This window comes from Streptomyces sp. NPDC001532 (genome assembly GCF_040298625.1).
In the GTDB taxonomy this organism is placed as follows: domain Bacteria; phylum Actinomycetota; class Actinomycetes; order Streptomycetales; family Streptomycetaceae; genus Streptomyces.
On sequence record NZ_JBEPAL010000047.1, the window covers coordinates 24,020 to 46,469 of the forward strand.

Genomic DNA, 22,450 nt, shown 5'->3' on the forward strand with positions numbered 1-22,450 from the left:
GCGCGGCCGGACGTTGTCCCACCTGGGGCCATCCGGCCCGCACAGCACCGCCGGCGCGCGTTGGCCGCCGGCGCGGACGACGGGGGAGACACATGGAGTTCCGACTGCTGGGACCACTCGAAGTGGGAAGTACGGCCGGACCGGTCCGGCTCGGCGGCACACGGCAGCGCGCGGCCCTGGCCTATCTGCTGCTGCACGCCAACCAGGTGGTGTCCGCGCGGCAGCTGACGGCGGCGCTGTGGCCGGCCGACCAGGTGCCCGGCACCGCGCGCAAGATCCTTCAGAACGCGGTGTGGCGGCTGCGCCGGTCGCTGACCGTGCCGGACGACGAACCGGACACGGCGCAGCTGCTGACCCGGGCGCCGGGATACATGGTGCGGGTGCCCGCCGAACGCGTGGACCTGCTGCGGTTCCAGCGGCTGGCGGCGCAGGGCCGGGCGGCCCTGTCGGCCGGTGACGCGGAGCGGGCCCGGGGCGCGCTGCGCGAGTCGCTGGCCCTGTGGCGCGGGCCGGCGCTCGCGGATCTGGCCGAGGTGGGGCTGGAGTGGCCGGAGCTGTTGGCTCTGGAGCAGAAGCGGCTCGACGTGATGGAGGACTGCTTCGAAGTCGAACTCCAATGCGGCGAACACCAGTCCATACTGCGGGACCTGGACGGGTTCGTCCGCGCCGAACCGCTCCGCGAGCGCGCCGCGCAGCAGCTGATGCTGGCGCTGTACCGGTGCGGGCGCCAGGCCGACGCGCTCGGCGTGTACACCCGTATCCACGCCGCCCTCGTCGAGGGCCTCGGGCTCGAACCCGGCCGGGGCATCCAGCAGCTCCAGCGCTCCATCCTCGCCCAGGACCCCCAGCTGGACCTCCTCGCCCGGCCGCGCACCGACCGCCCCCTGCCCCCCGCCACCACCCCGGCCGTGCCGGGCCGTGCCGACGGCCGCCCGACGCGGCCCGTGCCACGCGCCGCCGGGCCCGGAGGCCCCGCCGACGAGCACCACGACCGGGCGAGACCCGCGGCCCCGACCCGGTCCGGACACGACGCCCACGCCCCGGCCGGACACGACGCCCACGCTTCGGCGGGGCCGGCTGCCGCCCCGGACACCGCCGGCACCCGGCCCCGCCCGGCGGCCGCACCCACCGCACCGTCCACGCCCGCGGGCATCGCCGCGCGCGCCGAGGCCGAGAGGGGCGGGCACATCGAGCAGACCGGCACGGAGAGCCAACGGCCCGGCAGTGTGCTGATGCTGCGGATCGGCTTCGGCACCGGTTCGTACGACGGCATGTCAGCCGACGACGTCGACCGCGTCCTCGACAGCGTGTGCGAGTTCGCGCGGGAGGAGGTCACCGAGGCGGGCGGCATGGTGGCGACCTCGATCGGCTCCGTGCTGCTCGGGCTGTTCGTGGGAGACCCGCATGCGCCTCAGGACGGCGCCGAGCGCGCCATCCGGGCCGCGCTGGCCGTCCGGGACTTCCTCACCACCCCCGGCTCCCCGCTCGGCCCGCCCACCCCGCTGGTCCAGGGCCTGTCCGTGCACGCCGCGGTCGCCACCGGCACGGCCCTGGTGTACCGATCGCCCGCACCGGCACCGGGCACCGGCCGGCCGTGGACCGGCGGCGACCTCGTCGACCAGTGCGAGGCGATGCTGGGCCGCACCCCGGCGGGCGAGGTCCACGTGTGCGACGTCACGCGCCGCGCGACCCAGCACCGCTTCGACTACCGCCGGGTGGCCACCGCCCCCGCCCGCTGGCAGGTCCTCGCCACCGAACCGGGCCCGGGCGGCGACCCCACCCGCTCCGGCGCACTCCCCCACTCCCCCCGCTGAGCGATCACCGCGCGGCCTTTGGCACCGGCAGCACCTCACCACCGGTAGGACCGAGTCGGACCGGGCGGCGTGGTGCTCCCGCCGGGAAGGCCCCACCGGCCAAGAGCGACATGCCGCCCGGAAGGACCCATCGGACGGGAGCAGCACGCCGACGGAGAGGGCCCGCGCCGGGGGAAGGTGCCTCCCGGCGGGGGTCTTCTCGGATGGGCATCCGTCCGCCTGGTGGGCTGCGCGTTCGCAGGGTCCGGACTGGTCGGCCTTCACGCTCGGCGCGGGTCCTTCCGTCCGCCGCGGGTCCTCGCGTCGGGTCGGGTCTTCCGGTTCGGGGATCCGTCCGGTGGCCCTTCCCTCGGCGCGGGACGTCTCGGCCGGTGCCGGCAGCCGCTCGAACTCGCCGCGCGCAGCGGGCTTTCCGTCCCCTGCGCGGGGCCTCGGCCCCGGTGGAGCCCTCCGGTCCGGGGTTCGCCCGATGGCTCCTCGCCGGCGCGGGACTTCTTGGCCGGTGCAGGGCTTTTCCGTCCCCTGCGGGTCCTCGCCTCCGGTGAGGGCTTCCGGAGCGGGATCCGCCCGGTGGTCCCTCCCCGGGCGCGGGACATCTCGGCCGGCGCGGGGCTTTCCGTCCCCTGCGGTGCCTCGCCCCCGCTGGGGTCCTCAGGTCCCGGGCCCGCCCGGTGGCCCCTCCCCGTCGCGGGGCTTCTCGGCCGGCGCGGGTTCTCCCGTCCGGCAGGCGGAGTCTTGGCGTTCGAGGATCCGGACCTCCCACTCCCGCTCCTCCGACCTCGGGGCCCGGTCCCCCAGCACTCCGCTCCTCCCACCCTCCGGGCCCGGTCCCCCGACACTCCGCTCCTCCCACCCTCCGGGCCCGGTCCCCCGACACGCCGCTCCTCCCACCCTCCGGGCCCGGTCCCGTCGGCCGCCGTACGGCGCGCCCTCCGTGACCCGGCCCTCTCCCCTCCTTCGCCGTCACCGCCCGCGCAACCGGGCGACCAACCTGGCCCGCCCGGCACCGCACCCGCGATACCCGTACCGGCCGCTGACCGCCCGGTCATGCGCACGCCCGGCACCGCGCCCGCGGTACCGGTGCAGGCCACTCACCGCCCGGTCGTCTGCCCACCGGCGCCACGGCCGCGGCGCCGGCCACTCACCGGCCGCCCGGCGCCGCACCGACCGTTCCCGTGCCGGCCGCTGACCACCCGGTCATGGGCCCGCCCGGCGCTCCACCCACGGTGCCGGCGCTCACCGCCCCGACGTATGCCCGCCCGACGGCTGATGGACGGCGGGTTCGCGTACCCAGCCCGCGCCGAGCGCGTGGTCGGTCGGGCCGGGCATGCCCTCCAGGGTGAGGGTTCCGGTGTGGCGCAGTCCGGCGCCCCAGAAGGGCCGCCGTTCCAGCAGGGCCGGCCGGGCGCACGCGACCATGAACAGGGGCGCGTCCTGCGGTTCGGAGGCCAGCCACTCCAGCAGGTCCAGCACGGCGTCCTCGGCGAGGTGGGCGTCGTCGACGCACAGCACCAGCGGCTGTTCCCGGGCGAGCAGCACCAGCAGTTCGCGCCAGCTCTCCAGCGCCTCGCGCTCCTTGCGGTCCGCGTCGCCGTCCTCGGCGCCGCACTCCTGAGCCGCGCGGATCTGCCGCAGCAGCCGTTCGGCGGTCGTGCCGCGGCCGGCGACCCTGCGGACGACCTCGGCGAGCCGGTCGCTCTCCGCGTCGGCGGCGCCCAGCCCGCAGCACAGCCGCAGCAGGTCGGGCACGGTCCACCAGGCGCCCCGGTCGGCCCGCACGCGTACCACGCGCGCCGCCCCGCCCTGGATGTCGCGGACGAAATCGGTGAGGAAGCGCGTCTTGCCGGTGCCCTGTTCGCCCAGGATGGTCACCAGGTGCGGCACGTCATGCCGGCGGGTGCGGTCCATCAGGCCCTTCAGCACCGCGCGTTCGGCACCGTGGCCGCCGGGCGGGGCGGGCAGCGCGGCGTCGTCGTCGGACCGCAGTCCGGCCACCACACGCACGCCGGGCCGCTCGTGCGGGGCCTGCCGGACGAGTCCGGCGGTGTCGCGCACGGCGTCGCCGGTGAGCTGGATCTCCCCGGCGGGGACGCCGGCGAGCAGCGAGCGCGCCTCGTCGACCAGCCGCCCGACGACGGACACGGACGTGGGTTCGCCCTGCGTGTCCCGGCGGACCAGCACCTCGCCGGCGGAGACGACCGCGTGCCAGGTCGGTCCGGGCACCTGGCTCAGCCGGGCGCGCAGCTCGATGGCCGCCAGCACCGCGTCGAAGGAGGCGTCGCTCCCGTCGTCGTCCAGCCCGAACACCGCCATCGAGACGTAGCCGAGCGATCCGGCGAGGGTGCCGCCGAGTTCGACGACGCTCTCGGCGACGGCGGTGACGGCGTCGTGCAGGGTGACGGACGAGCGCAGTTCGGCGAAGGCCGTGGCCTGATCGGGGAAGCGGTTGCGCACCAGCAGCAGCGCGACCGTCCTGCGCTCGGTGCGCAGGACCGGTTCGGCCGCCCGTCCGCGTGGGGCGCCCGCCTGCGGCGCATCGGTCGTCAGGCGGTGCGCGGGAAGGCCGGCGGGCCGCCGCTCCGGCGCCCGCTCGAACACACCGGACCGGTCGCCCGGCCGCCGCTCCGGCGCCCGCTCGAACGCGGCCGCCGCGGCCGCCCGGTCGAACGCGGCCGGCCGGTCGGCGGGCCGCTCGGGCGGCGGGACCGGGCTGTGCCGGGGCGCTTCGCGCTCCGGCGCGGCGGCGGCCCTGGGCGTCAGGGACAGGTCGTGGGTGAGGATGTTCTGCTGGAGCGACTGGAGTTCGCGCGACGGTTCCAGTCCGTGCTCGTCGACGAGGGACCGGCGGACCCGGCTGAAGACGTCCAGCGCCTCGGCCTGCCGGCCGCACCGGTACAGCGCGAGCATGAGCTGGCCGCAGAGCCGTTCGCGCAGCGGCTCCTCCTCGGCGAGGGAGACCAGTTCGCCGAGGATCTCGTGGTGCCGGCCGCTGCGCAGCTCGGCCTCGAAGCGGTCCTCCATGACGTCGAGGCGCAGCTGGCTCAGAGCGGTCAGCTCGGGCCAGTCGGTGCCCGTCTCGGCGAGGTCGGCGAGCGCGGTGCCGTGCCATTCGTCGAGGGCGGCGCGCAGCAGACCGGCGGCCTCCTCGTGGCGGCCGGCGGAGAGGCAGGCCCGGCCTTCCGCCACCCGCTGGTTGAAGCGGTGCAGATCGACGTGCTCGGGGTCCACGCGCAGGACGTAGCCGGGGGCCTGGGTGACGAGGGCGGGTGCGGCCGGGTGCTGGCCCCCGTTGTCCTCGGCGAACAGCGCGCGCAGACCCCACACCGCGTTCTGCACGATCTTGCGGGCCGTCGTGGGCCGGTTGTCCTCAGGCCACAGCGCTGCCAGCAGTTCGCTGGTCGCGACGACCCGGTTCGCGCGCAGCAGCAGCATCCCCAGCACCGCTCGCTGCTTGTGTCCGCCCAGCGCCAGCTTCCGTCCGCCCGCCGACGCTTCCAACGGGCCCAAGATCCGGAATTCCACTGCTTCCCCCACTCAGTGTCGTCAAGCGGCTGGTGACGATCGCGTGCACCTCGTCCAGCCGCTCGCTCAGATAGAAGTGCCCCCCGGCGAGGACCAGGACCTCGTTGTCCTGTCGCGTCTGTCGTGCCCAGCCGTCCACCGACGCGACCGGTACGACCGGGTCGGAGTCGCCCACGAGCACGGTGAGGGGGCTGTTCAGCGCGGGGCCCGCGGTCCAGCGGTACCCGGCCAGTGCTCCGTAGTCGGCGCGCAGCGTCGGGAGCACCATGTCCCGCAGCTCGGGATCGTCCAGGAACGAGGCGTCGGTGCCTCCGAGGTTCCGGACCGCGGCGAGGATGGCCGCGTCGTCCACGAGCCGGTCGTGCGGGTTGTGGTCGGGTCCGGGCGCCCCGCGCCCGGACAGGAAGAGACGGACGGGAGCCTGGGCGGACCGGCTGTGCAGGACGCGCGCGGTCTCGAAGGCGACGAGGGCTCCCATGCTGTGGCCGAAGAAGGCGAAGGGCCTCGGGTCGTCGAGGTCCATCCCGTCGGCTATCCGGGTGGCGAGGTCGAGGATGCCGTCGGCCGGCGCCTCGTTGCGACGGTCCTGGCGGCCCGGATACTGGACGGCCACCACGTCGACCTCCGGGGACAGTCGGCGGGCCATCGGCGCGTAGGCGCTGGCCGCTCCGCCGGCGTGCGGGAAACAGAGCAACCGGGGCGCCTCGGCCAGCGGCTCACCGAACCGCCGGAACCACCTGGTGTCCATGTGCTGTCACTCCTCCGCGTACACGTGGGCCGGATCCTCGTAGGGCTCGATGGCGCGGGCGCGCCGCAGGGCCCGGGCCCACCAGCCGAGCCGTCCGAGCATGGCGGTGGCCTGCGCCTGGCAGACCGCCGAGTCGAGCAGTTGGCCCTCGGGGCCCCAGCGCTTCTCGTGGTGGTGGAAACTGACGGTCTCGGTGACCGTCATGGCGTGGATCTCGGCGAAGGCCTGCCGCAGCTGGACGATGGCGCCCAGTCCGCCCGACGCCTCGCCGTAGCTGAGGAAGCCGACGGGCTTGGCGTGCCATTCGCGGTCGTACCAGTCGATGGCGTTCCTGAGGGAAGCCGGACAGCCCAGGCGGTAGTCCTGGGTCACCACGGCGAAGGCGTCCGCGGCGGCGAGCCACGGCGAGAGGTCCCGCACCGCGGAGGGCCGCGGCACGACGGGGTCGGCGGTCATCAGGTCCGGGAGCCAGGCGGTGGCGAGGTCGATGACGTCGACCTCGAAGTCCTTCTGGAGCCGGGCCTGGACGGCGAGCCATTCGGCCGCCGCCAGTCCGAAGCGGCTCTCCCGCGCCGCGCCGACCAGGATCACCAGCCGCAGCCGGTCCTCGCCATTCATCACAAGCCCCCTCGGCCCCACCCCGCCGTTCCCACGCACGCTTCCCACTGTGCGGCACGCACCTTCGGATCCCCCTCGGGTCTCCTTACGGTTCCGCTTATGGCCCCGGGACGCCGCTTACGGTGCCGGTGTCCCGCTGACGGCGCCGTGGTCCGGCCTGCGGCGACACGACGGCGGCGGTCGTCTCCCGGCCGCCGGCGCACGCCGTCCCGTCAGGCTCCGTCCGCATATGCGCCGGGGCACGGCCGGTCACCCGGCGCACCGGCCGGTGCCGGATCGCAAGGGGCGCCGCCGGATCGCAAGGGGCGCCGCCGGAGGCGGAGTCGCCGGCCGCGGCGGCGGACCCGACGTGAGTAGGCGCGGCCGCGCCCTAGGTAGCGCTACTCATGTCCGGTCCGCCGGGCCCGGCCAGACTTCGGGGCATGAGAAGACTTTCCGGCGCGGCACTGGCCGCGCTCTGCGCCCTGGCCATGAGCGCGTGCGGCACCGAGCGGGCGGCGGACGACGACGGCACCCGTGCCCGCCCGGCCGCGAGGGCCGGGGCCGAGTCCCCGGCGGACGAAGGGGCCGCCTCCGGCGACGCGGAGCTGCTGGAGTACATGCGGCTGCTCATCGACCTCGCCGAGCCGTGCGTGGGCGAGCCGCCGATGCCCACGCTGCCGGAGGAGGAGGCGCGCGAACTGGCGGAACTGGAGGCGGCACGGCAGTCCGGCTCCGCCCCGCCCGAGCCCGCCGCCCCGCCCCTGCCCACGGACGAGCCGCCCAGCGGCACCCCGGTGGACCCCAGCCGGGAGGTGGAGCTCGCCCCGGCGGAGAAGTGCGAGGCCGACGTGCACGCGCGCCGGATCGCCGAGACACTGCGGGAGCTGTCCGAGCCGCGGCCCGCGCAGGTCGCCGAGCGGCTGCGCGGCCTCGGCTACCCGGAGGCGAGCGTCGACGGGCCGCGATCGTCCGGGGACCGGGTGGAATTCATCGTGGACCTGCGGCTGATGGACGGTCAGCTGTGCCTGGCGGGCTCGACCTCCGGCGGGCGTACGGAGACCGAGCCGTACGGGGCGTCGCCGGAGGTCGAGTGCGCCGACGTCAGGCGGTGAGCCGGACCGGCAGCTCGAACAGGTCGTTCTGGGTGACCACCGGCTTGTTGCGCAGGGCCGACGCCGGCACCGCGAGGTCGAGCCGCGGGAAGCGGGCGTAGAGCGCGGGCAGGGCGACGCCCGCCTCCAGCCGGGAGAGCGCCGCTCCGGGGCACACGTGCGGGCCGTGGCCGAAGGAGATGTGCCGGGTCCGCGTCTCGCGGGTGATGTCGAAGTCGCCGGCCGTCGGCCCGTGCGCCAGCTCGTCGCGGCCTATCGCGCCGTACGACACGATGAGCGCGTCCCCGGCGGGGATCACCTTGTCGCCGACCGGGACGTCCTCGGTGGCGAACCGGATCAGGACGTGCGAGGTCGGGGTGGACCAGCGCAGGGTCTCCTCGATCACCGCCGACCACGGCACCTCGCCGGAGAGCACCAGGGCCCGCTGCTCGGGGTGCGTGGACAGGTTGACGACGGCGTTGACGATGAGGGAGATGGTGGTCTCGTGCCCGGCCGCCACCATCAGCTGCAGGGTGGAGACGATCTCCTCGTCGGTCAGCCGGTCGCCGTCCTCGGAGGCCAGCACGAGCGCGCTGGTCAGATCGTCGCCCGGGGCGGCCCGCTTCGCCGCGACCGTCTCGGCCATGATCCCGGCGAGTTCCATCAGGGTGGCGACGACCTCGTCCGGCGGGGTCTGGGTCGAGAAGAACTTCTCGAACAGCACCTTCAGCCGCGGCAGCCGGTCCTCGTCGATGCCCATGAGGTCGGCCACCACGTACATCGGCAGCGGGTAGGCGAACGCCGCCTTGAGGTCGACGACGTCCGCGTCCGCGGGCAGCGCGTCCAGCAGCCGCTCGGTGAGCTCGGTGATGCGGGCGCGCATCTCCTCCACGCGCCGCGGGGTGAGGGCCTGGGCGACGAGCGTGCGCATCCGCCGGTGGTCGGCGCCGTCCACGGTCAGCATCGAACGGCCCGGGTTCACCAGGCCGATCAGCGGCCAGTCCGCCGGGATCTCACCGCGCTGCCAGGCACTCCACCGGTTGATGTCCTTGACCAGCCGCGGGTCCGTCAGCAGGGCCTTGGCCTCGGCGTGCCGGGTGACGGCCCACACGGGGACCCCGCCGGGCAGCTCGACCGCCGCGAGCGGTCCCGCAGCGCGCAGCTTGGCGCTCTCGCCGTCCAGGTCGGTGACGAAGGGGTCCAGGGGGATCCGCACTTCTTCGGTGGCGGACGTCATGGTCAGTTGCCTCCCAGAGCAGGGGTGGGTGTGAACCGCACGGGCAGCTCCGTCAGTCCGCGCAGCCACGGCGAGGGACGACGGGTCAGGGACTCGGCCGGGACCGCCAGGTCGATGTCGGGCAGCCGGTCGAGGACGACCTCGATGGCCGTCCGGGCGATCACCTCGGCGATCTCCTGCGCGGGGAACGGGCACCGGTGGTCCCCGTGGCCGAACGAGAAGTGCGCGCTGTTGCCTCCGGTGAGCGCGGAGGCGTCGGTGCGCACCTGCGGGTCGGCGTTGGCGGCCTGGAGGCCGAGCAGCAGCAGGTCGCCGGCGCGGATGTGGCGGCCGGCGAGATGGGTGTCGCGCGACGCCCAGCGGCCGGCCACGTTCTGCGTCGGCGTGTCCTCCCAGAGCACCTCGTTCATGGCCTCGGCGACACTGTGGCGCCCGCCGAACAGGGAGGCCGCGAAACGGTCGTCGGTGAGCATCAGGCGCAGCGAGTTGCCGATCCAGTCGGCGGTCGGCTGGTGTCCCGCGGCGGTCATGACCATGAGGTCCTGCATGACCTCCTCCTCGGTGAACCCGCCGGGGTCGGCCAGCATCCGGGAGACGACGTCGTCGGCGGGCACCGCGGCGCGCTTGGCCACCAGCTCGGCCATGGACCCGGCGAGGTGGCGCTGGCCGTCGAGGGCCCGCTCCCGTCCGTCGATCATGTCGTTGAGCGCGGTGACGAGGCCGGGGCCCTCCTCGTCGGAGAAGCCGTACAGCTTGGCCAGCACCCGCACCGGCAGCAGCATCGCGTACTGCCCGACGAGGTCCGCCGTGCCGGTGGTGCAGACGGCGTCGATCAGCTCGTCGGCGAACCGCTCGGAGTGCCGGCGCAGCAGCGACGGCTCGACCGCCTCCAGGGCCTTGCCGATCATGCCGGCGCGCTGGTGGTGGCGTTCGCCGACGGTGTAGAGGACGGACGGCTGGTCGCGGCCGATCATCGGCAGCAGGGGCCAGTCGTCGGGGATGGTGTCCCACTGGTTCCACAGGCCCGAGTCACGGCTGAAGAGGACCGGGTCGCCGGTCACCTGGTGCAGTTCGCGGTAGCCGAGCACGAGCCAGGCCGGTACGTCGCCGTCCAGCAGGACGGGGGCGACGGGGCCGTGGTCGCGGCGCATCTCGCGGTACAGCTGGGCCGGTTCGGTCTGGAAGCGGGAGCCGCTGAGCGGAACGGCTTCGGTGGTCACACGGTCTCCCGGAAGGACGAGGCGGGGGCGGTCCGTTCGCCGAGGTGCCGCTGGATGTGCTCGACCAAGGTGATCAGGACCTGCTTGCTGGATTCACGGGAGCGGGCGTCGCAGTCGACGAGCGGCACCTCGGGGTCGAGGTCGAGGGCGTCCCGGACCTCCTCGTGGGTGTGGCGGGGGCCGCCGAAGTCGTTGCAGGCCACGATGAACGGCGTGCCGTGCCGCTCCAGCCGGTCGATCGCGTACCAGGAGTCCTCGATACGGCGGGCGTCGACCAGGACGACCGCGCCGAGCGTGCCGGAGAACAGCCGGTCCCACAGGAACCAGAAGCGCTCCTGCCCCGGCGCCCCGAACAGGTACAGCACGTTGCGCCGGTCGAGGGTGATCCGGCCGAAGTCGAACGCCACGGTGGTCGCGGTCTTCCCGCGCACCTCGCTGATGTCGTCGACCGTCTCGCCGGCCCGGGTCATCGTCTCCTCGGTGTTGAGGGGACGGATCTCGCTGACCGACCGGACCATGGTCGTCTTTCCGACGCCGAAACCGCCCACGACGACGATCTTCAGACCGTTGTCGGCGGAGGCACCCAGCGGGGTGCGCGCGTCAGAGGCTGCGGAGTCCAACGAGCACCTGCTCCAGGATGTCGGGATCGGGAAGGGCGGATGTGCGGGGGTGGCGGGCGCTGACCCGCCCCGCGGCGAGGAGGTCGGACAGCAGGATCTTGGTGATGCTCACCGGCAGCCCCAGCTCCGCGGCGACCTCCACCACGGCGATGGGCAGCTGGGCCATCCGCAGGATCGCCGCGTGCTCCGACTGCATGCCGGGAGCCGGGTCGCTCTCCGCCACCACCAGGGTGACCAGGTCGAACGGACTGTCCGGCCCGGAGCGGCTGCGGCCCCCGGTCAGCGTGTACAGACGGTCGGGAGCGTCGTCCCTGCCGGGCCGCCTCATGAGGTGCGCGGCTGGGCGGTCAGGTGCTCGCCCAGCTGCTCCACCAGCTCGCTCATGTTGTGCCCGACCAGGCCCGGCTCGGCTTCCTCGGTGGTGACGACGGCGAGGTGGGCGCCTTCACCGGCCTCGACGATGAACAGGGTGCCGCCGTAGAACTCCGTCATCGACGAGCGCACTCCGCCGCTGCCGTCGCCGAACTCCATGGAGGCACCGTGCGACAGCGACTGGATCCCGGCGGCGATCGCGGCGAGCTGGTCCGCCTGGTCGACCGTCAGTTCCGGCGTGCGGCACAGCTTGAGCCCGTCGCGGGAGAGCACGAGGGCGTGTCGCGCGCCCGGCGTGCGCTCCAGGAGCCCTTCGATGAGCCAGGTGAGCTTCTCGTCGACGGTGGTCGTGCCGGTCATGAGGTGGTGTCGCCTTCCGGGTGCGAGGGGGTCGGTACGTCGAGTGCCGTGTCGGTGGAACGGGTGCGCGCCTCGGGATCGTCGGGCGGCTCCGGCAGCGGGTGGCGGCCGGTCGTCTCGGAGCCGGACTCCGCGGAGCGGACCGCCCGGCGGAAGTCGCCGAAGCGCGCGGCCCGGACCTTGAGGTCCTCGGCCGCGTCGACGCGGGGAGCGTCGGCGCGGGAGGTGGTGCGCGTCCGCTCCGCGGCGGCGAGCGTGTGGCCGCGGCGGCGCTTGGGCAGCCCGCCAAAGGCCCGGCCGGGCGCCTCCGCCTCGCTCCGCTCGTGGACCGGGGCGGCCGGGGCGTCGGAGGCGGCCGGGGCGGGGTGCGCCGCGCGGACCGGGCGCGGCGAAGCGTCCCGGACGGGCCGCGGTTCGGCGGGCGCCTCGGTGAGGATGTCCTGCGGGATGAGGACCAGGACGCCGGTGCCGCCGCGCGCCGAGGGCCGGAAGGAGACCTTCAGGCCGTGCTTGCGGGCCAGTCGGCCCACCACGGCGAGGCCCAGCCGGGTTCCGGTGAGGCCGCCCAGCTCCGTCGCGCCGCCGGAGACGGCCTGCTCCGCGCGGCGCAGCTGGATGTCGCTCATGACCAGGCCGCTGTCCTCGACGGAGACGATGACGCCCGCCGGGACCTCTTCGACGTAGACGTGCACTTCGGCGCTGGGCGGCGAGAAGTTGGCGGCGTTGTCGAGGATCTCGGCGAGGGCGTGCATGACGCCTTCGGCGGCGTGCCCGACGACCGCCGTGCTGCTGGCGGCGTGCAGCCGGATGCGCTGGTAGCCGCTGATCCGGCCCATCGCGCCGCGCAGGATGGACTCCATGCCGATGGGGCGCGCCCAACGGCGGCCGGAGCGGGCGCCGGAGAGCACGGCGATGGAGTCGGCGAGGCGGCCGGCCTGCGCGGTGCGGTGGTCCAGGTGCAGCAGGTCGGCGAGGACGTCCTCGTCGCTGTGCCGTTCCTCCATGGCCCGCAGGTCCGCGAGGGTGCCGGTGGCGAGCGCCTGCATCCGGGCGGCGGCGTTGGCGGTCGCGGAGATCGCCGCGGCGCGGTCGGCGACGGCGCGCTCGACCTGTCCGGACAGGCGCCGCACCTCCTGCTCCAGCCGGTTGCGGTCGGCCTGGTGCTGCTGGGCGAGCCGGTCCCGCTCACGGGCGAACTCGTCGAGCAGCAGGGCGCGGTCGTGCGCGGCGCTCTCCGTCAGCCGCTGGTGCTCCTGGCGCCACTTGGCGGTGAGCGCCTCCCGTTCGCCCAGCAGGCGTCCGGTCTCGGTGCTCACCGAGTGCAGCCGGGCCCGGGTCTCCTTGGCGGAGCGGAGTCCGTGCGCGGCGACCGTGACGGCCGCGCACAGCAGGACGGCGGCGACGCCGCCGACCCAGCCGACGGCACCGCGCGCGGAGGCCGGTGCCTCGGACACCGCCCAGCCGACGGCGAGCGCCGACGCGGCGGCGGCCGCCAGGGCGATGAGGAGCAGGGGTCGTATCCGGGGGCGGTCGCCGGGACTGGCTTGCGCGGTCATCAATCAGGTCCTCGGGCAGCCGCTTCGAGTGCGGCCTCGATGTCGTCCAGGGGGGAACGTGCGCGTAGTCGAGTGTTCACGTGATCAACCGACCGTAACTATACGAGAGTTAGTGATCGAAATGACAAGGGTCACGTGCATCATTTGGCGATGTGGTGAACACGACGGACAGGCAGGGCGGGAGCGGCCCATGGACGGGTTCCGGTCCGCCCGCTTGGGAGCGCTCCCACCCTGCCCCGCCCTGGAAGCTAACGCCCACCGGGACGGTTGTAAACGGTCGGCGCACGGCGAAGGGCCGCACCCCCGGGAACGGGGATGCGGCCCTCGACCGCTCTGGCGTTCCGCTTACTTGCGGATCAGGCTGCGCAGCACGTACTGCATGATGCCGCCGTTGCGGTAGTAGTCCGCCTCGCCGGGGGTGTCGATGCGGACGACCGCGTCGAACTCCACACCGGTGTCGGTGGTGACCTTGACCGTGCGCGGCGTGGTGCCGTTGTTCAGCTCCTCGACACCGGTGAAGGAGAAGGTCTCCTCGCCGGTCAGGCCGAGGGACTGGGCCGAGGCGCCCTCCGGGAACTGGAGCGGCAGGACGCCCATGCCGATGAGGTTGGAGCGGTGGATGCGCTCGTAGGACTCGGCGATGACGGCCTTGACGCCGAGCAGCGCGGTGCCCTTGGCGGCCCAGTCGCGGGACGAGCCGGAGCCGTACTCCTTGCCGGCCAGGACGACCAGCGGGATGCCCTGCTCGATGTAGTTGCGGGAGGCGTCGTAGATGAACGACACCGGACCGCCGTCCTGGGTGAAGTCGCGGGTGTAGCCGCCCTCGGTGCCCGGCGCGATCTGGTTGCGCAGGCGGATGTTGGCGAACGTGCCGCGGATCATGACCTCGTGGTTGCCGCGGCGCGAGCCGTAGCTGTTGAAGTCGCGGCGCTCGACGCCGTGCTCCGTGAGGTACTTGCCGGCCGGGGTGTCGGCCTTGATGGCGCCGGCCGGGGAGATGTGGTCGGTGGTGACCGAGTCGCCCAGCTTGGCGAGGACGCGGGCGCCCGTGATGTCGGAGACCGGGGTGGTCTCCATCGTCATGCCCTCGAAGTACGGGGGCTTGCGGACGTACGTCGACTCCGCGTCCCACTCGAAGGTGTTGCCGGTCGGGATCGGCAGCGCCTGCCACTGGGCGTCGCCGGCGAAGACGTCGCTGTAGGACTTGGAGAACATGTCCTCGCCGATGGCGCTGGCGACGACGTCGTTGACCTCGGCCTCGGAGGGCCAGATGTCCTTCAGGTAGACCGGCTTGCCGTCCTGGTCGGTGCCCAGGGCGTCCTTGGTGATGTCCACCTTCATGGAGCCGGCGATCGCGTAGGCCACGACCAGCGGCGGGGACGCCAGGTAGTTCATCTTGACGTCGGGGTTGATCCGGCCCTCGAAGTTCCGGTTGCCGGAGAGGACCGAGGTGACCGCGAGGTCGTGGTCGTTGACGGCCTTGGAGACCTCCTCCGGCAGCGGGCCGGAGTTGCCGATGCAGGTGGTGCAGCCGTAGCCGACGAGGTTGAAGCCGACCTTGTCGAGGTACGGCGTCAGGCCCGCCTTGTCGAAGTAGTCGGTGACGACCTTCGAACCCGGGGCGAGGGTGGTCTTGACCCACGGCTTGCGGGTCAGGCCCTTCTCGACCGCCTTCTTCGCCACGAGCGCCGCGGCGACCATGACGTACGGGTTGGAGGTGTTGGTGCAGGAGGTGATGGCCGCGACCGTCACCGCACCGTGGTCGATCTCGTACGTCGAGCCGTCGGGGGCGGTCACGGTGACCGGGTTGGACGGGGCGCCGTTCGGGGCGACGGCCGGGGCGTCGGAGGCCGGGAAGGACTCCTGGCCGGCCTCGTCGACGGCGTCGACGTAGTTGCGGACGTCCTGCTTGAACTGCTCGGCGGCGTTCGCGAGGACGATGCGGTCCTGCGGGCGCTTCGGGCCGGCGATCGACGGGACGACCGTCGACAGGTCCAGCTCCAGCTTCTCGGAGAAGTCCGGCTCGGCGGCCGGGTCCAGCCAGAGGCCCTGCTCCTTGGCGTACGCCTCGACCAGCGCGAGCTGCTGCTCGGAGCGGCCCGTCTGCTTCAGGTACTTGATGGTCTCGCCGTCGATCGGGAAGATCGCGGCGGTGGAGCCGAACTCCGGCGACATGTTGCCGATGGTGGCGCGGTTCGCGAGGGAGGTGGCGGCGACGCCCTCACCGTAGAACTCGACGAACTTGCCGACCACACCGTGCTTGCGCAGCATCTCGGTGATGGTGAGCACCAGGTCGGTGGCGGTGGTGCCGGTGGGCAGCTCGCCGGTCAGCTTGAAGCCGACGACGCGCGGGATGAGCATGGAGACCGGCTGGCCGAGCATCGCGGCCTCGGCCTCGATGCCGCCGACGCCCCAGCCGAGGACGCCGAGGCCGTTGACCATGGTGGTGTGCGAGTCGGTGCCGACGAGGGTGTCGGGGTAGGCCTGGCCGCCTCGGACCATGACCGTGCGGGCCAGGTGCTCGATGTTCACCTGGTGGACGATGCCGGTGCCGGGCGGGACGACCTTGAAGTCGTCGAAGGCGGTCTGGCCCCAGCGCAGGAACTGGTAGCGCTCCTTGTTGCGGCCGTACTCCAGCTCCACGTTCTGCGCGAAGGCGTCGTGGGTGCCGAACTTGTCGGCGATGACGGAGTGGTCGATGACCAGCTCGGCCGGGGAGAGCGGGTTGACCTTCGCCGGGTCGCCGCCCAGCTCCTTCACGGCCTCGCGCATGGTGGCGAGGTCCACGACGCACGGGACACCGGTGAAGTCCTGCATGATCACGCGGGCCGGCGTGAACTGGATCTCCTGCGACGGCTGGGCCTGGGAGTCCCAGCCGCCGAGGGCACGGATGTGGTCGGCGGTGATGTTCGCGCCGTCCTCGGTGCGGAGCAGGTTCTCCAGCAGGACCTTCAGGCTGTAAGGCAGCCGGGCGGAGCCCTCGACCTTGTCAAGCCGGAAGATCTCGTACGACTCGTCGCCCACCTGCAGCGTGCTGCGGGCGTCGAAGCTGTTCGCCGACACGACAGTCTCCTTCATTGATGTGCGCGTTTCACCGCATCCTGCCGCCACGCCGTGTAGACCGATCCGCTAAGGTAAGGCTAAGTTAGGTAACCCTTACCAGGGTGGCGGCGGCAGTGCGCCTCGGCAGATATCTCGATATCGAGATAACTCTAGTACATGGGGGCCGGATGGTCATGCCCCGGCCCGGCGCGGTGCGCTGTCCGCTGTCGTCCGGTCGAGGCGTTCTCCAGCGAACCCGGTCGCACGAGGGGCCTACCAGGGGTGCCGGGCGGCCGTACCGACAGGAGTGCGAGTGGGCTCCATCGACTCCAGGACGCGGTCGAGTGTCCTGCGCCCCAGGCGGCTCATCGTCGGGTTGCTCTCGGCGTAGTACCAGACAAGACCCATCGCCTGTTCGAACGCCCAAGCCTTGCCGCGCTCCCACTCCAGATCGTCACAGGCCAGCGCTCGCCTGAGCACCTCCCGCGGCCCCGTCCGCAACAGATGCCAGGCACCGACCAGATCCAGCGCGGGGTCGGCCGGGCCGAAGCCGCCGGTGTCGAGCACACCGGCGAGCCGGTCTCCCGCGACCAGCACATTGCCGGGAATCAGATCACCATGGCTCATCACGTCGGCACTCGTGCGCGGCAACTCCCGGAAGCGGCTCCACACCCGGCGCAGCCGGGGCACGTCGAGCAGCCCCTCACTCTCCTCGAAGCACTTCGCCATCCAGTCGTCATGGTGAGCGAGAACGCCGCCGCGGTTCTCGCCGCTGAACCGCCGCCCCCGCGTCCCGGCTTCCCGCAGGGCCGCGATGAAGGCCGCGAGGTCTTCGGCGAAAGCGTCCGACCCACTCGGGTCGGCATCGAGGGCGACCGTTCCCGGCAGCCACGTCTGGACCGACCACGGCATGGGATAGCCCGCTCCAGGCTTTCCCAGAGCGACGGGTTCCGGAACGGGGAACCGAGACACCACCTGCGCCAGCTCCGCGCTCGCCCGGGCTTCCCGTTCCAGGACCGCCAGCGCCTCCGCGGCCTCGGCCGGACGCAGCGGGAAACGCGCGGAGAGGTCGTCCCCGATGCGGAAGATGGCGTTGACCGTCCCGGTCGACGGCAGGTGCCGGACCGCCTTGCCGCTCCACTGAGGGAACTGCTCGCGGATCAAGGCCGCGACGATGTCGATGGTCACGTCCACTTGGTCATCGTGCATGGCCAATCTCTGAGGCCCTTCAACTGGTCCGGATCGACTCCGGATCGACTGAGACGACAGCCAGTATTCAGGCGCCGGGTTCCGGATCAACCGAGATTTTCTCGGCGCAAGGACGCCGGCGCGGTGTGCCATCCCGACGTGTGCCGTCCCGACGTGTGCCGTCACCGGGGGTCATCAGTGCGCCGAGTCGGGGTAACCGCACCACAGGGACCCGACCCCGACCTGGAGGCATCCATGCCCCTGACGTTCCGTAAGAGTTTCCGCATCCTTCCCGGGGTGCGCCTGAACATCAACCGGCACTCCTGGTCCATCACCACGGGCGGCCGGAACGGCCCGCGGCAGACCGTGAGCAGCACCGGACGTCGTACGACATCGGTCGATTTGCCCGGACCTTTCGGATGGCGTCGCACGCGTACCACGAAGCGGCGTTGACGAGCCGTCACCCGAATGGACCCCCCAAGAGGTGCCATCTCATATCTGAGATAACCTCAGTCCCATGGCAGACGACTACCTCGTACGCATCGGCAAGCTCATCCGTGACGCCCGGCAGCACCGTGGCTGGACCCAGTCACAGCTTGCCGAGGCGCTCGGCACCTCGCAGAGCGCCGTCAATCGCATCGAGCGCGGCAACCAGAACATCAGTCTTGAGATGATCGCCCGCATCGGTGAGGCCCTGGACAGCGAAATCGTCTCGCTCGGCTACGCGGGTCCGATGCACCTCAGGGTGGTGGGGGGCCGCCGGCTGTCCGGCGCGATCGATGTGAAGACGAGCAAGAACGCGTGCGTAGCCCTGCTGTGCGCCTCGCTGCTCAACCAGGGGCGCACGGTGCTGCGCCGGGTGGCCCGGATCGAGGAGGTCTACCGCCTGCTGGAGGTGCTGAACTCCATCGGCGTGCGGACCCGCTGGATCAACAACGGCGTCGACCTGGAGATCGTGCCTCCGGCCGACCTCGATCTGGGCTCCATCGACGCGGACGCGGCCCGACGCACCCGCTCGATCATCATGTTCCTCGGCCCGCTGCTGCACCGCCTGGACCGCTTCATGCTGCCGTACGCCGGCGGCTGCGACCTCGGCACCCGCACCATCGAGCCGCACATGATCGCGCTGCGCCGGTTCGGCCTGGACATCGCCGCGACCGAGGGCCAGTACCACGCGGTGGTGGACCGCGGCGTCCGCCCCGACCGCCCCATCGTGCTGACCGAACGCGGCGACACGGTCACCGAGAACGCGCTGCTGGCCGCCGCCCGCCACGACGGCGTCACCGTCATCCGCAACGCCTCCTCCAACTACATGGTCCAGGACCTGTGCTTCTTCCTGGAGGCGCTCGGCGTCAAGGTCGAGGGCATCGGCACCACCACGCTCACCGTGCACGGCATGCCGCGGATCGACGTGGACGTCGACTACTCCCCCTCCGAGGACCCGGTCGAGGCGATGAGCCTGGTCGCCGCCGCGGTCGTCACCGAGTCGGAGCTGACGGTCCGCCGCGTCCCCATCGAGTTCCTGGAGATCGAGCTGGCGGTCCTGGAGGAGATGGGCCTCGACCACGACCGCACCCCGGAGTACTTCGCCGACAACGGCCGCACCCGCCTGGTGGACCTCACCGTCCGGCCCTCCAAGCTGGAGGCGCCGATCGACAAGATCCACCCGATGCCGTTCCCCGGCCTGAACATCGACAACGTCCCGTTCTTCGCGGCCATCGCCGCTTCCGCGCAGGGCAAGACGCTGATCCACGACTGGGTCTACGACAACCGCGCGATCTACCTGACCGACCTCAACCGCCTCGGCGGCCGGCTCCAGCTCCTCGACCCGCACCGCGTCCTGGTCGAGGGCCCGACCCGCTGGCGCGCCGCCGAGATGATGTGCCCCCCGGCCCTGCGCCCGGCGGTGGTCGTCCTGCTGGCGATGATGGCGGCGGAGGGCACGTCGGTGCTGCGGAACGTGTACGTCATCAACCGAGGTTACGAGGACCTGGCGGAGCGGCTGAATTCGATCGGGGCGCAGATCGAGATCTTCCGCGACATTTGAAAGATCGTCAGATAATAACTGACGAAACCTCTCTGACCTGCGCCAATGCCCACCATCAGGAGGCGTGGCGACGCTTCGTGGGATTCTTCTGGGACTTTGCGCCCACGCCGTACCCGCCCGCGAACAGCGAAATCAGGCTATGCGCCGGCCCGGCCCGCGGCGAGACCGCGGACCGGGCCGGCATGGGCATGGATGCCCGGTGTCGTCGAACAACGTGGCTGGGTCAGTCGGTCATGTTGCCCATCTTCCAGACGGTCATGGACTTGACGGTACTGCCGTCGCCGAACAGGCGCAGGCCGAGGGAGTCCTGGCGGAAGGGGTAGGCGCGGGTGGTGATGGACTTGTGGTCGTTCGCGTACGCCTCGATCATCGAGCGGTCGACGAAGACGTCGAGGGTCAGAGTGTTGTTGGTGAGGGTCAGCGGGCCCTTGTGGATGCCGAAGCCGGGTTCGGCGCTGGAGTTGTTCCCGGAGCGTGTCCGGTCGACGCCCAGCTGTCCTGCGGGGGCGTCGTAGAACAGGCGGGTCCGTTCCTCGTCGCCGGGGCTGCGGAGCACGTCGAGGCCGAACGTGCCGGCGCTACCGCGTTCCATGGTCAGCTTGATGTGGAGCATGTCGCCCTTGATGCCGGCCAGGCGGTTGTTGGCGTCGGCGAGGGAGGTGGGGGTGGTGATGTCCAGGAGCGGTGCTCCGGTGTGGAGGCGGGAGACCTCCTCGACGGGGCGGAAGCCGAGGTCTCCGTCGGGGCGCATGGACAGCTCGATGGGCAGGCCGGCGTTGTGGGCCCAGCCGGCGTCGTAGTGGGCACGTTCGGTGCGTCGGTCCTGGGCGATGCTGAAGACGAGGGAGCGTCCCTTGTCGTCCACCGTTCCGCTGGGGCCGGTGAAGTGGTCGCCGTAGTCCATGAGCTTGGGCTCGGTGGTGTCGGGGGTCCAGCGGCGGTTCGCGGCGTCCCACGTGCCGACCCAGTAGTAGACGTACTTGCTGCTGTACTCGCCGGGGCCGGCGGGGAAGGCCGGGTTGATGAGCAGTGCCCGGCGCTCGCGGCCCTGGGCGTCCTTGCCGATGGGCAGGAAGGTGGGCAGCTCCCAGACCTGTCCGGTCTTGGGGTGGGCTGCCACGTCACCGACCATGAGGGGGCCGGAGTAGGTCCAGTCGGTGAGGTTCTTGGAGGTGTAGAGGAGGGCGGTTCCGCCGATGTCCTTGCCGTCGGTGCTCTGGACGCCCGAGCCCATCAGCTGGAACCAGGTGTCTCCCTCCTGCCAGACGAAGGGGTCGCGGAAGTCGCCGAAGCGGACCTTGCGGCCGGCGCCGACGTTCAGGTCGGCGGTCTGGCTGGTGACGAGGGTGGGGTGCATCTTCCACTCGACCAGGTCGGTGTCGGCCGGGTCGACGGGCTGGGCGAGACCGGTGGCCTGGTTGGGGCGCTGCGCGTCGTTGCCGGCCGTGAACAGCAGGACGGGCACACCGTTGCTGTCGTAGGCGGCATCGCCGGACCAGACCCCGTCGGGCGCCACGCTGTCCTCGGTGGGCGCGAGGGCGACGGGCAGGTCGCGCCAGTGGACCAGGTCCTCGCTCACGGTGTGTCCCCAGGCGATGTTGTGCCAGTAGGGGCCGTGGGAGTTGAACTGGTAGAAGAGGTGGTACTTGCCCTTGTACTGGATGGGGGCGTGGGGTTCGTTCATCCAGTGGTTCGGGGCGGTGAAGTGGTAGCCGGGACGGTAGCGGTCCCCGTCGTACCGGGAGCGGTCCATCTCCATCTGGGCCTTGGGAGTGGTACCGCCCGCGAAGGACTGCACGTCCTTCTGGTGGCCGGCCGTGATCGAGGCCGGGGTGAGGGCGCTGTTGTGGACCTTCACCTCGTCGATGAGTCCGTTGAACATGTTCACGGCGAACGTGCCATTGATGATGGCCGGCTGGTTGTGACGGCCGATGATCAGGGGAACGTCGGCCTTGGCCAGCCGCGCGGTGGTGGGGACGGCGGTCTGGGCGACCTGCTCACCGTTGAGGAAGAGCCTGATCGCTCCCTCGTTCGGAGCGAAGACGGCGGACAGGTGTGCCCACTTGCCCGCGGCCAGGGCCGCCGGCTTGGGGACCGTCACCTCGTACCAGGCGTCGCCGGTTCCGATGCCGAACTGCCACCTGCCGTGTCGGCCGACACCGAGGGAGAAGCCCCGCTTGGCCGCCTTGTCCTGCTGGTTGACGACGACGGACGGCTTGCCGTCGTCTCCCCACTCGAACGCACGCGGCGCGACCCATGCCTCAAGGGTCAGGCCGTCCGTGGACAGCTGCGTCTGATCCGCGGCCCGGGTGACCCAGGTGGAGTAGCCGTCGAACAGCAGGGCGCCGGAGAGAACACCGTCAGCCTCGTTCTTCGGGCGCCAGAGCGGGTCGCTGTCCGGCTTGTACTGCGCGTCGGTGAAGACGTAGCTGATGGGGTCGGCGGCCTGGCTGACCTTCTCCCTGGTCGTGGTGCCCTGGCCTTCGGTGAAGTCCCAGTGGGCGGCCAGTCCCTTCACGGTCGGATCGGGTGCGGGGTCGGTGCCGACGCGGACGTCGTCGAGGTTGATGTGGCCCCAGCCGCCGGTGGCCTTATCGACGGCGGTGATGCGCAGCTGCTTGCCGAGGTGTTCGCGGGCGTCCCAGGTGACGCGGCGGTACGACTCGTTGTCGGTGCCGGTGGCCTTGTGCAGGACGGTTCCGTCGAGGGTGGTCAGGGCGGCGTAGAGGTCGTTGTCGTTGCGTCCGCCGGAGACCAGGACGCTGACCATGCCGGTACCGGTCAGGGTGAACGGCTCGGACGTCACCGTCCCGGTGGCGGCGTCACCGCCGCCGGCGAATCCCCACAGGTGGTGGGAGCCCTGCTGGTTGAAGCAGCAGCCCCAGCCCCAGCCCGGGTCGTCGGTGACCGCCCCGGTGAAGGCGGTGCCGGTGGTGGTCCAGCCGCTGAGGTCGCCGGTCTCGAAGCCGGGGTTCGACAGGCTGGTTTCGGTCGCGCTGGCGGTCTGCGTCATCACGGGCGATGTCAGACCCA

The 22,450-nt window shown here is 72.2% G+C and carries 16 protein-coding genes; 4 read left to right on the plus strand and 12 right to left on the minus strand.

Going from position 1 to position 22,450, the window contains the following annotated elements; genetic code table 11:
• The first annotated feature begins 92 nt into the window (after positions 1-92).
• Positions 93-1,814: an AfsR/SARP family transcriptional regulator gene (locus ABT232_RS31855; RefSeq protein WP_351846421.1), complete on the plus strand. Its 1,722-nt coding sequence runs from the start codon at positions 93-95 to the stop codon at positions 1,812-1,814.
• Between the two features lie 1,236 nt (positions 1,815-3,050).
• On the opposite strand, the gene ABT232_RS31860 is transcribed toward ABT232_RS31855, so the two are convergent.
• The 3 genes from ABT232_RS31860 to ABT232_RS31870 are packed head-to-tail and all read right to left on the minus strand — an operon-like array spanning position 3,051 to position 6,702.
• Entirely contained in the window at positions 3,051-5,246 is a 2,196-nt protein-coding gene (locus ABT232_RS31860) for an ATP-binding protein (protein WP_351846500.1), read from the minus strand.
• Positions 5,182-6,084: a thioesterase II family protein gene (locus tag ABT232_RS31865; RefSeq protein ID WP_351846423.1), complete on the minus strand. Its 903-nt coding sequence runs from the start codon at positions 6,082-6,084 to the stop codon at positions 5,182-5,184. The genes ABT232_RS31860 and ABT232_RS31865 overlap by 65 nt, the downstream gene beginning before the upstream one ends.
• A 6-nt stretch (positions 6,085-6,090) precedes the next feature.
• Positions 6,091-6,702 (minus strand): NADPH-dependent FMN reductase, encoded by a 612-nt coding sequence (locus tag ABT232_RS31870; protein WP_351846426.1) that lies wholly within the window; start codon positions 6,700-6,702, stop codon positions 6,091-6,093.
• 422 nt (positions 6,703-7,124) lie between these two features.
• On the opposite strand from ABT232_RS31870, the gene ABT232_RS31875 reads away from it, so the two are divergent.
• On the plus strand, positions 7,125-7,796 hold the full coding sequence (locus tag ABT232_RS31875; protein ID WP_351846429.1) for a hypothetical protein: 672 nt from the start codon (positions 7,125-7,127) through the stop codon (positions 7,794-7,796).
• Here ABT232_RS31875 and ABT232_RS31880 read toward each other — a convergent pair.
• The 8 genes from ABT232_RS31880 to ABT232_RS31915 all read right to left on the minus strand — a co-directional run bounded on the left by ABT232_RS31880 (position 7,786) and on the right by ABT232_RS31915 (position 17,391).
• On the minus strand, positions 7,786-9,012 hold the full coding sequence (locus tag ABT232_RS31880) for a cytochrome P450 family protein (RefSeq protein ID WP_351846432.1): 1,227 nt from the start codon (positions 9,010-9,012) through the stop codon (positions 7,786-7,788). The two genes, ABT232_RS31875 and ABT232_RS31880, sit on opposite strands and share 11 nt — an antisense overlap.
• Positions 9,013-9,014: 2 nt before the next feature.
• Positions 9,015-10,232 (minus strand): cytochrome P450, encoded by a 1,218-nt coding sequence (locus tag ABT232_RS31885; RefSeq protein WP_351846435.1) that lies wholly within the window; start codon positions 10,230-10,232, stop codon positions 9,015-9,017.
• Positions 10,229-10,852 (minus strand): GTP-binding protein, encoded by a 624-nt coding sequence (locus ABT232_RS31890; RefSeq protein ID WP_450871943.1) that lies wholly within the window; start codon positions 10,850-10,852, stop codon positions 10,229-10,231. Before ABT232_RS31890 ends, ABT232_RS31885 begins: the two co-directional genes overlap by 4 nt.
• Positions 10,833-11,180 (minus strand): DUF742 domain-containing protein, encoded by a 348-nt coding sequence (locus tag ABT232_RS31895; protein ID WP_351846438.1) that lies wholly within the window; start codon positions 11,178-11,180, stop codon positions 10,833-10,835. Before ABT232_RS31895 ends, ABT232_RS31890 begins: the two co-directional genes overlap by 20 nt.
• On the minus strand, positions 11,177-11,584 hold the full coding sequence (locus ABT232_RS31900) for a roadblock/LC7 domain-containing protein (protein ID WP_351846440.1): 408 nt from the start codon (positions 11,582-11,584) through the stop codon (positions 11,177-11,179). The genes ABT232_RS31895 and ABT232_RS31900 overlap by 4 nt, the downstream gene beginning before the upstream one ends.
• Complete coding sequence (locus tag ABT232_RS31905) at positions 11,581-13,140, minus strand: sensor histidine kinase (protein WP_351846442.1); 1,560 nt, start codon at positions 13,138-13,140, stop codon at positions 11,581-11,583. The genes ABT232_RS31900 and ABT232_RS31905 overlap by 4 nt, the downstream gene beginning before the upstream one ends.
• A 345-nt stretch (positions 13,141-13,485) precedes the next feature.
• The gene (gene acnA, locus ABT232_RS31910) at positions 13,486-16,203 is read right to left on the minus strand and encodes an aconitate hydratase AcnA (protein WP_351846445.1); all 2,718 of its coding nucleotides are present in this window, start codon (positions 16,201-16,203) and stop codon (positions 13,486-13,488) included.
• 252 nt (positions 16,204-16,455) lie between these two features.
• Entirely contained in the window at positions 16,456-17,391 is a 936-nt protein-coding gene (locus tag ABT232_RS31915) for an aminoglycoside phosphotransferase family protein (protein WP_351846448.1), read from the minus strand.
• Between the two features lie 234 nt (positions 17,392-17,625).
• Here ABT232_RS31915 and ABT232_RS31920 point away from each other — a divergent pair, with 234 nt between their 5' ends.
• On the plus strand, positions 17,626-17,823 hold the full coding sequence (locus ABT232_RS31920; protein ID WP_351846451.1) for a DUF4236 domain-containing protein: 198 nt from the start codon (positions 17,626-17,628) through the stop codon (positions 17,821-17,823).
• 64 nt (positions 17,824-17,887) lie between these two features.
• On the plus strand, positions 17,888-19,417 hold the full coding sequence (locus ABT232_RS31925) for a helix-turn-helix domain-containing protein (protein ID WP_351846454.1): 1,530 nt from the start codon (positions 17,888-17,890) through the stop codon (positions 19,415-19,417).
• Between the two features lie 223 nt (positions 19,418-19,640).
• Here ABT232_RS31925 and ABT232_RS31930 read toward each other — a convergent pair whose 3' ends face one another.
• On the minus strand, positions 19,641-22,430 hold the full coding sequence (locus ABT232_RS31930; protein WP_351846456.1) for a GH32 C-terminal domain-containing protein: 2,790 nt from the start codon (positions 22,428-22,430) through the stop codon (positions 19,641-19,643).
• Between the last annotated feature and the right edge of the window lie 20 nt (positions 22,431-22,450).

Coding starts and splice junctions, on each gene's coding strand:
- ABT232_RS31855 (WP_351846421.1), top strand. CDS start 93: ATGGAGTTCCGACTGCTGGGACCACTCGAAGTGGGAAGTACGGCCGGA.
- ABT232_RS31860 (WP_351846500.1), bottom strand. CDS start 5,246: ATGCTGCTGCTGCGCGCGAACCGGGTCGTCGCGACCAGCGAACTGCTG.
- ABT232_RS31865 (WP_351846423.1), bottom strand. CDS start 6,084: ATGGACACCAGGTGGTTCCGGCGGTTCGGTGAGCCGCTGGCCGAGGCG.
- ABT232_RS31870 (WP_351846426.1), bottom strand. CDS start 6,702: ATGAATGGCGAGGACCGGCTGCGGCTGGTGATCCTGGTCGGCGCGGCG.
- ABT232_RS31875 (WP_351846429.1), top strand. CDS start 7,125: ATGAGAAGACTTTCCGGCGCGGCACTGGCCGCGCTCTGCGCCCTGGCC.
- ABT232_RS31880 (WP_351846432.1), bottom strand. CDS start 9,012: ATGACGTCCGCCACCGAAGAAGTGCGGATCCCCCTGGACCCCTTCGTC.
- ABT232_RS31895 (WP_351846438.1), bottom strand. CDS start 11,180: ATGAGGCGGCCCGGCAGGGACGACGCTCCCGACCGTCTGTACACGCTG.
- ABT232_RS31900 (WP_351846440.1), bottom strand. CDS start 11,584: ATGACCGGCACGACCACCGTCGACGAGAAGCTCACCTGGCTCATCGAA.
- ABT232_RS31905 (WP_351846442.1), bottom strand. CDS start 13,140: ATGACCGCGCAAGCCAGTCCCGGCGACCGCCCCCGGATACGACCCCTG.
- ABT232_RS31915 (WP_351846448.1), bottom strand. CDS start 17,391: ATGCACGATGACCAAGTGGACGTGACCATCGACATCGTCGCGGCCTTG.
- ABT232_RS31920 (WP_351846451.1), top strand. CDS start 17,626: ATGCCCCTGACGTTCCGTAAGAGTTTCCGCATCCTTCCCGGGGTGCGC.
- ABT232_RS31925 (WP_351846454.1), top strand. CDS start 17,888: ATGGCAGACGACTACCTCGTACGCATCGGCAAGCTCATCCGTGACGCC.
- ABT232_RS31930 (WP_351846456.1), bottom strand. CDS start 22,430: ATGACGCAGACCGCCAGCGCGACCGAAACCAGCCTGTCGAACCCCGGC.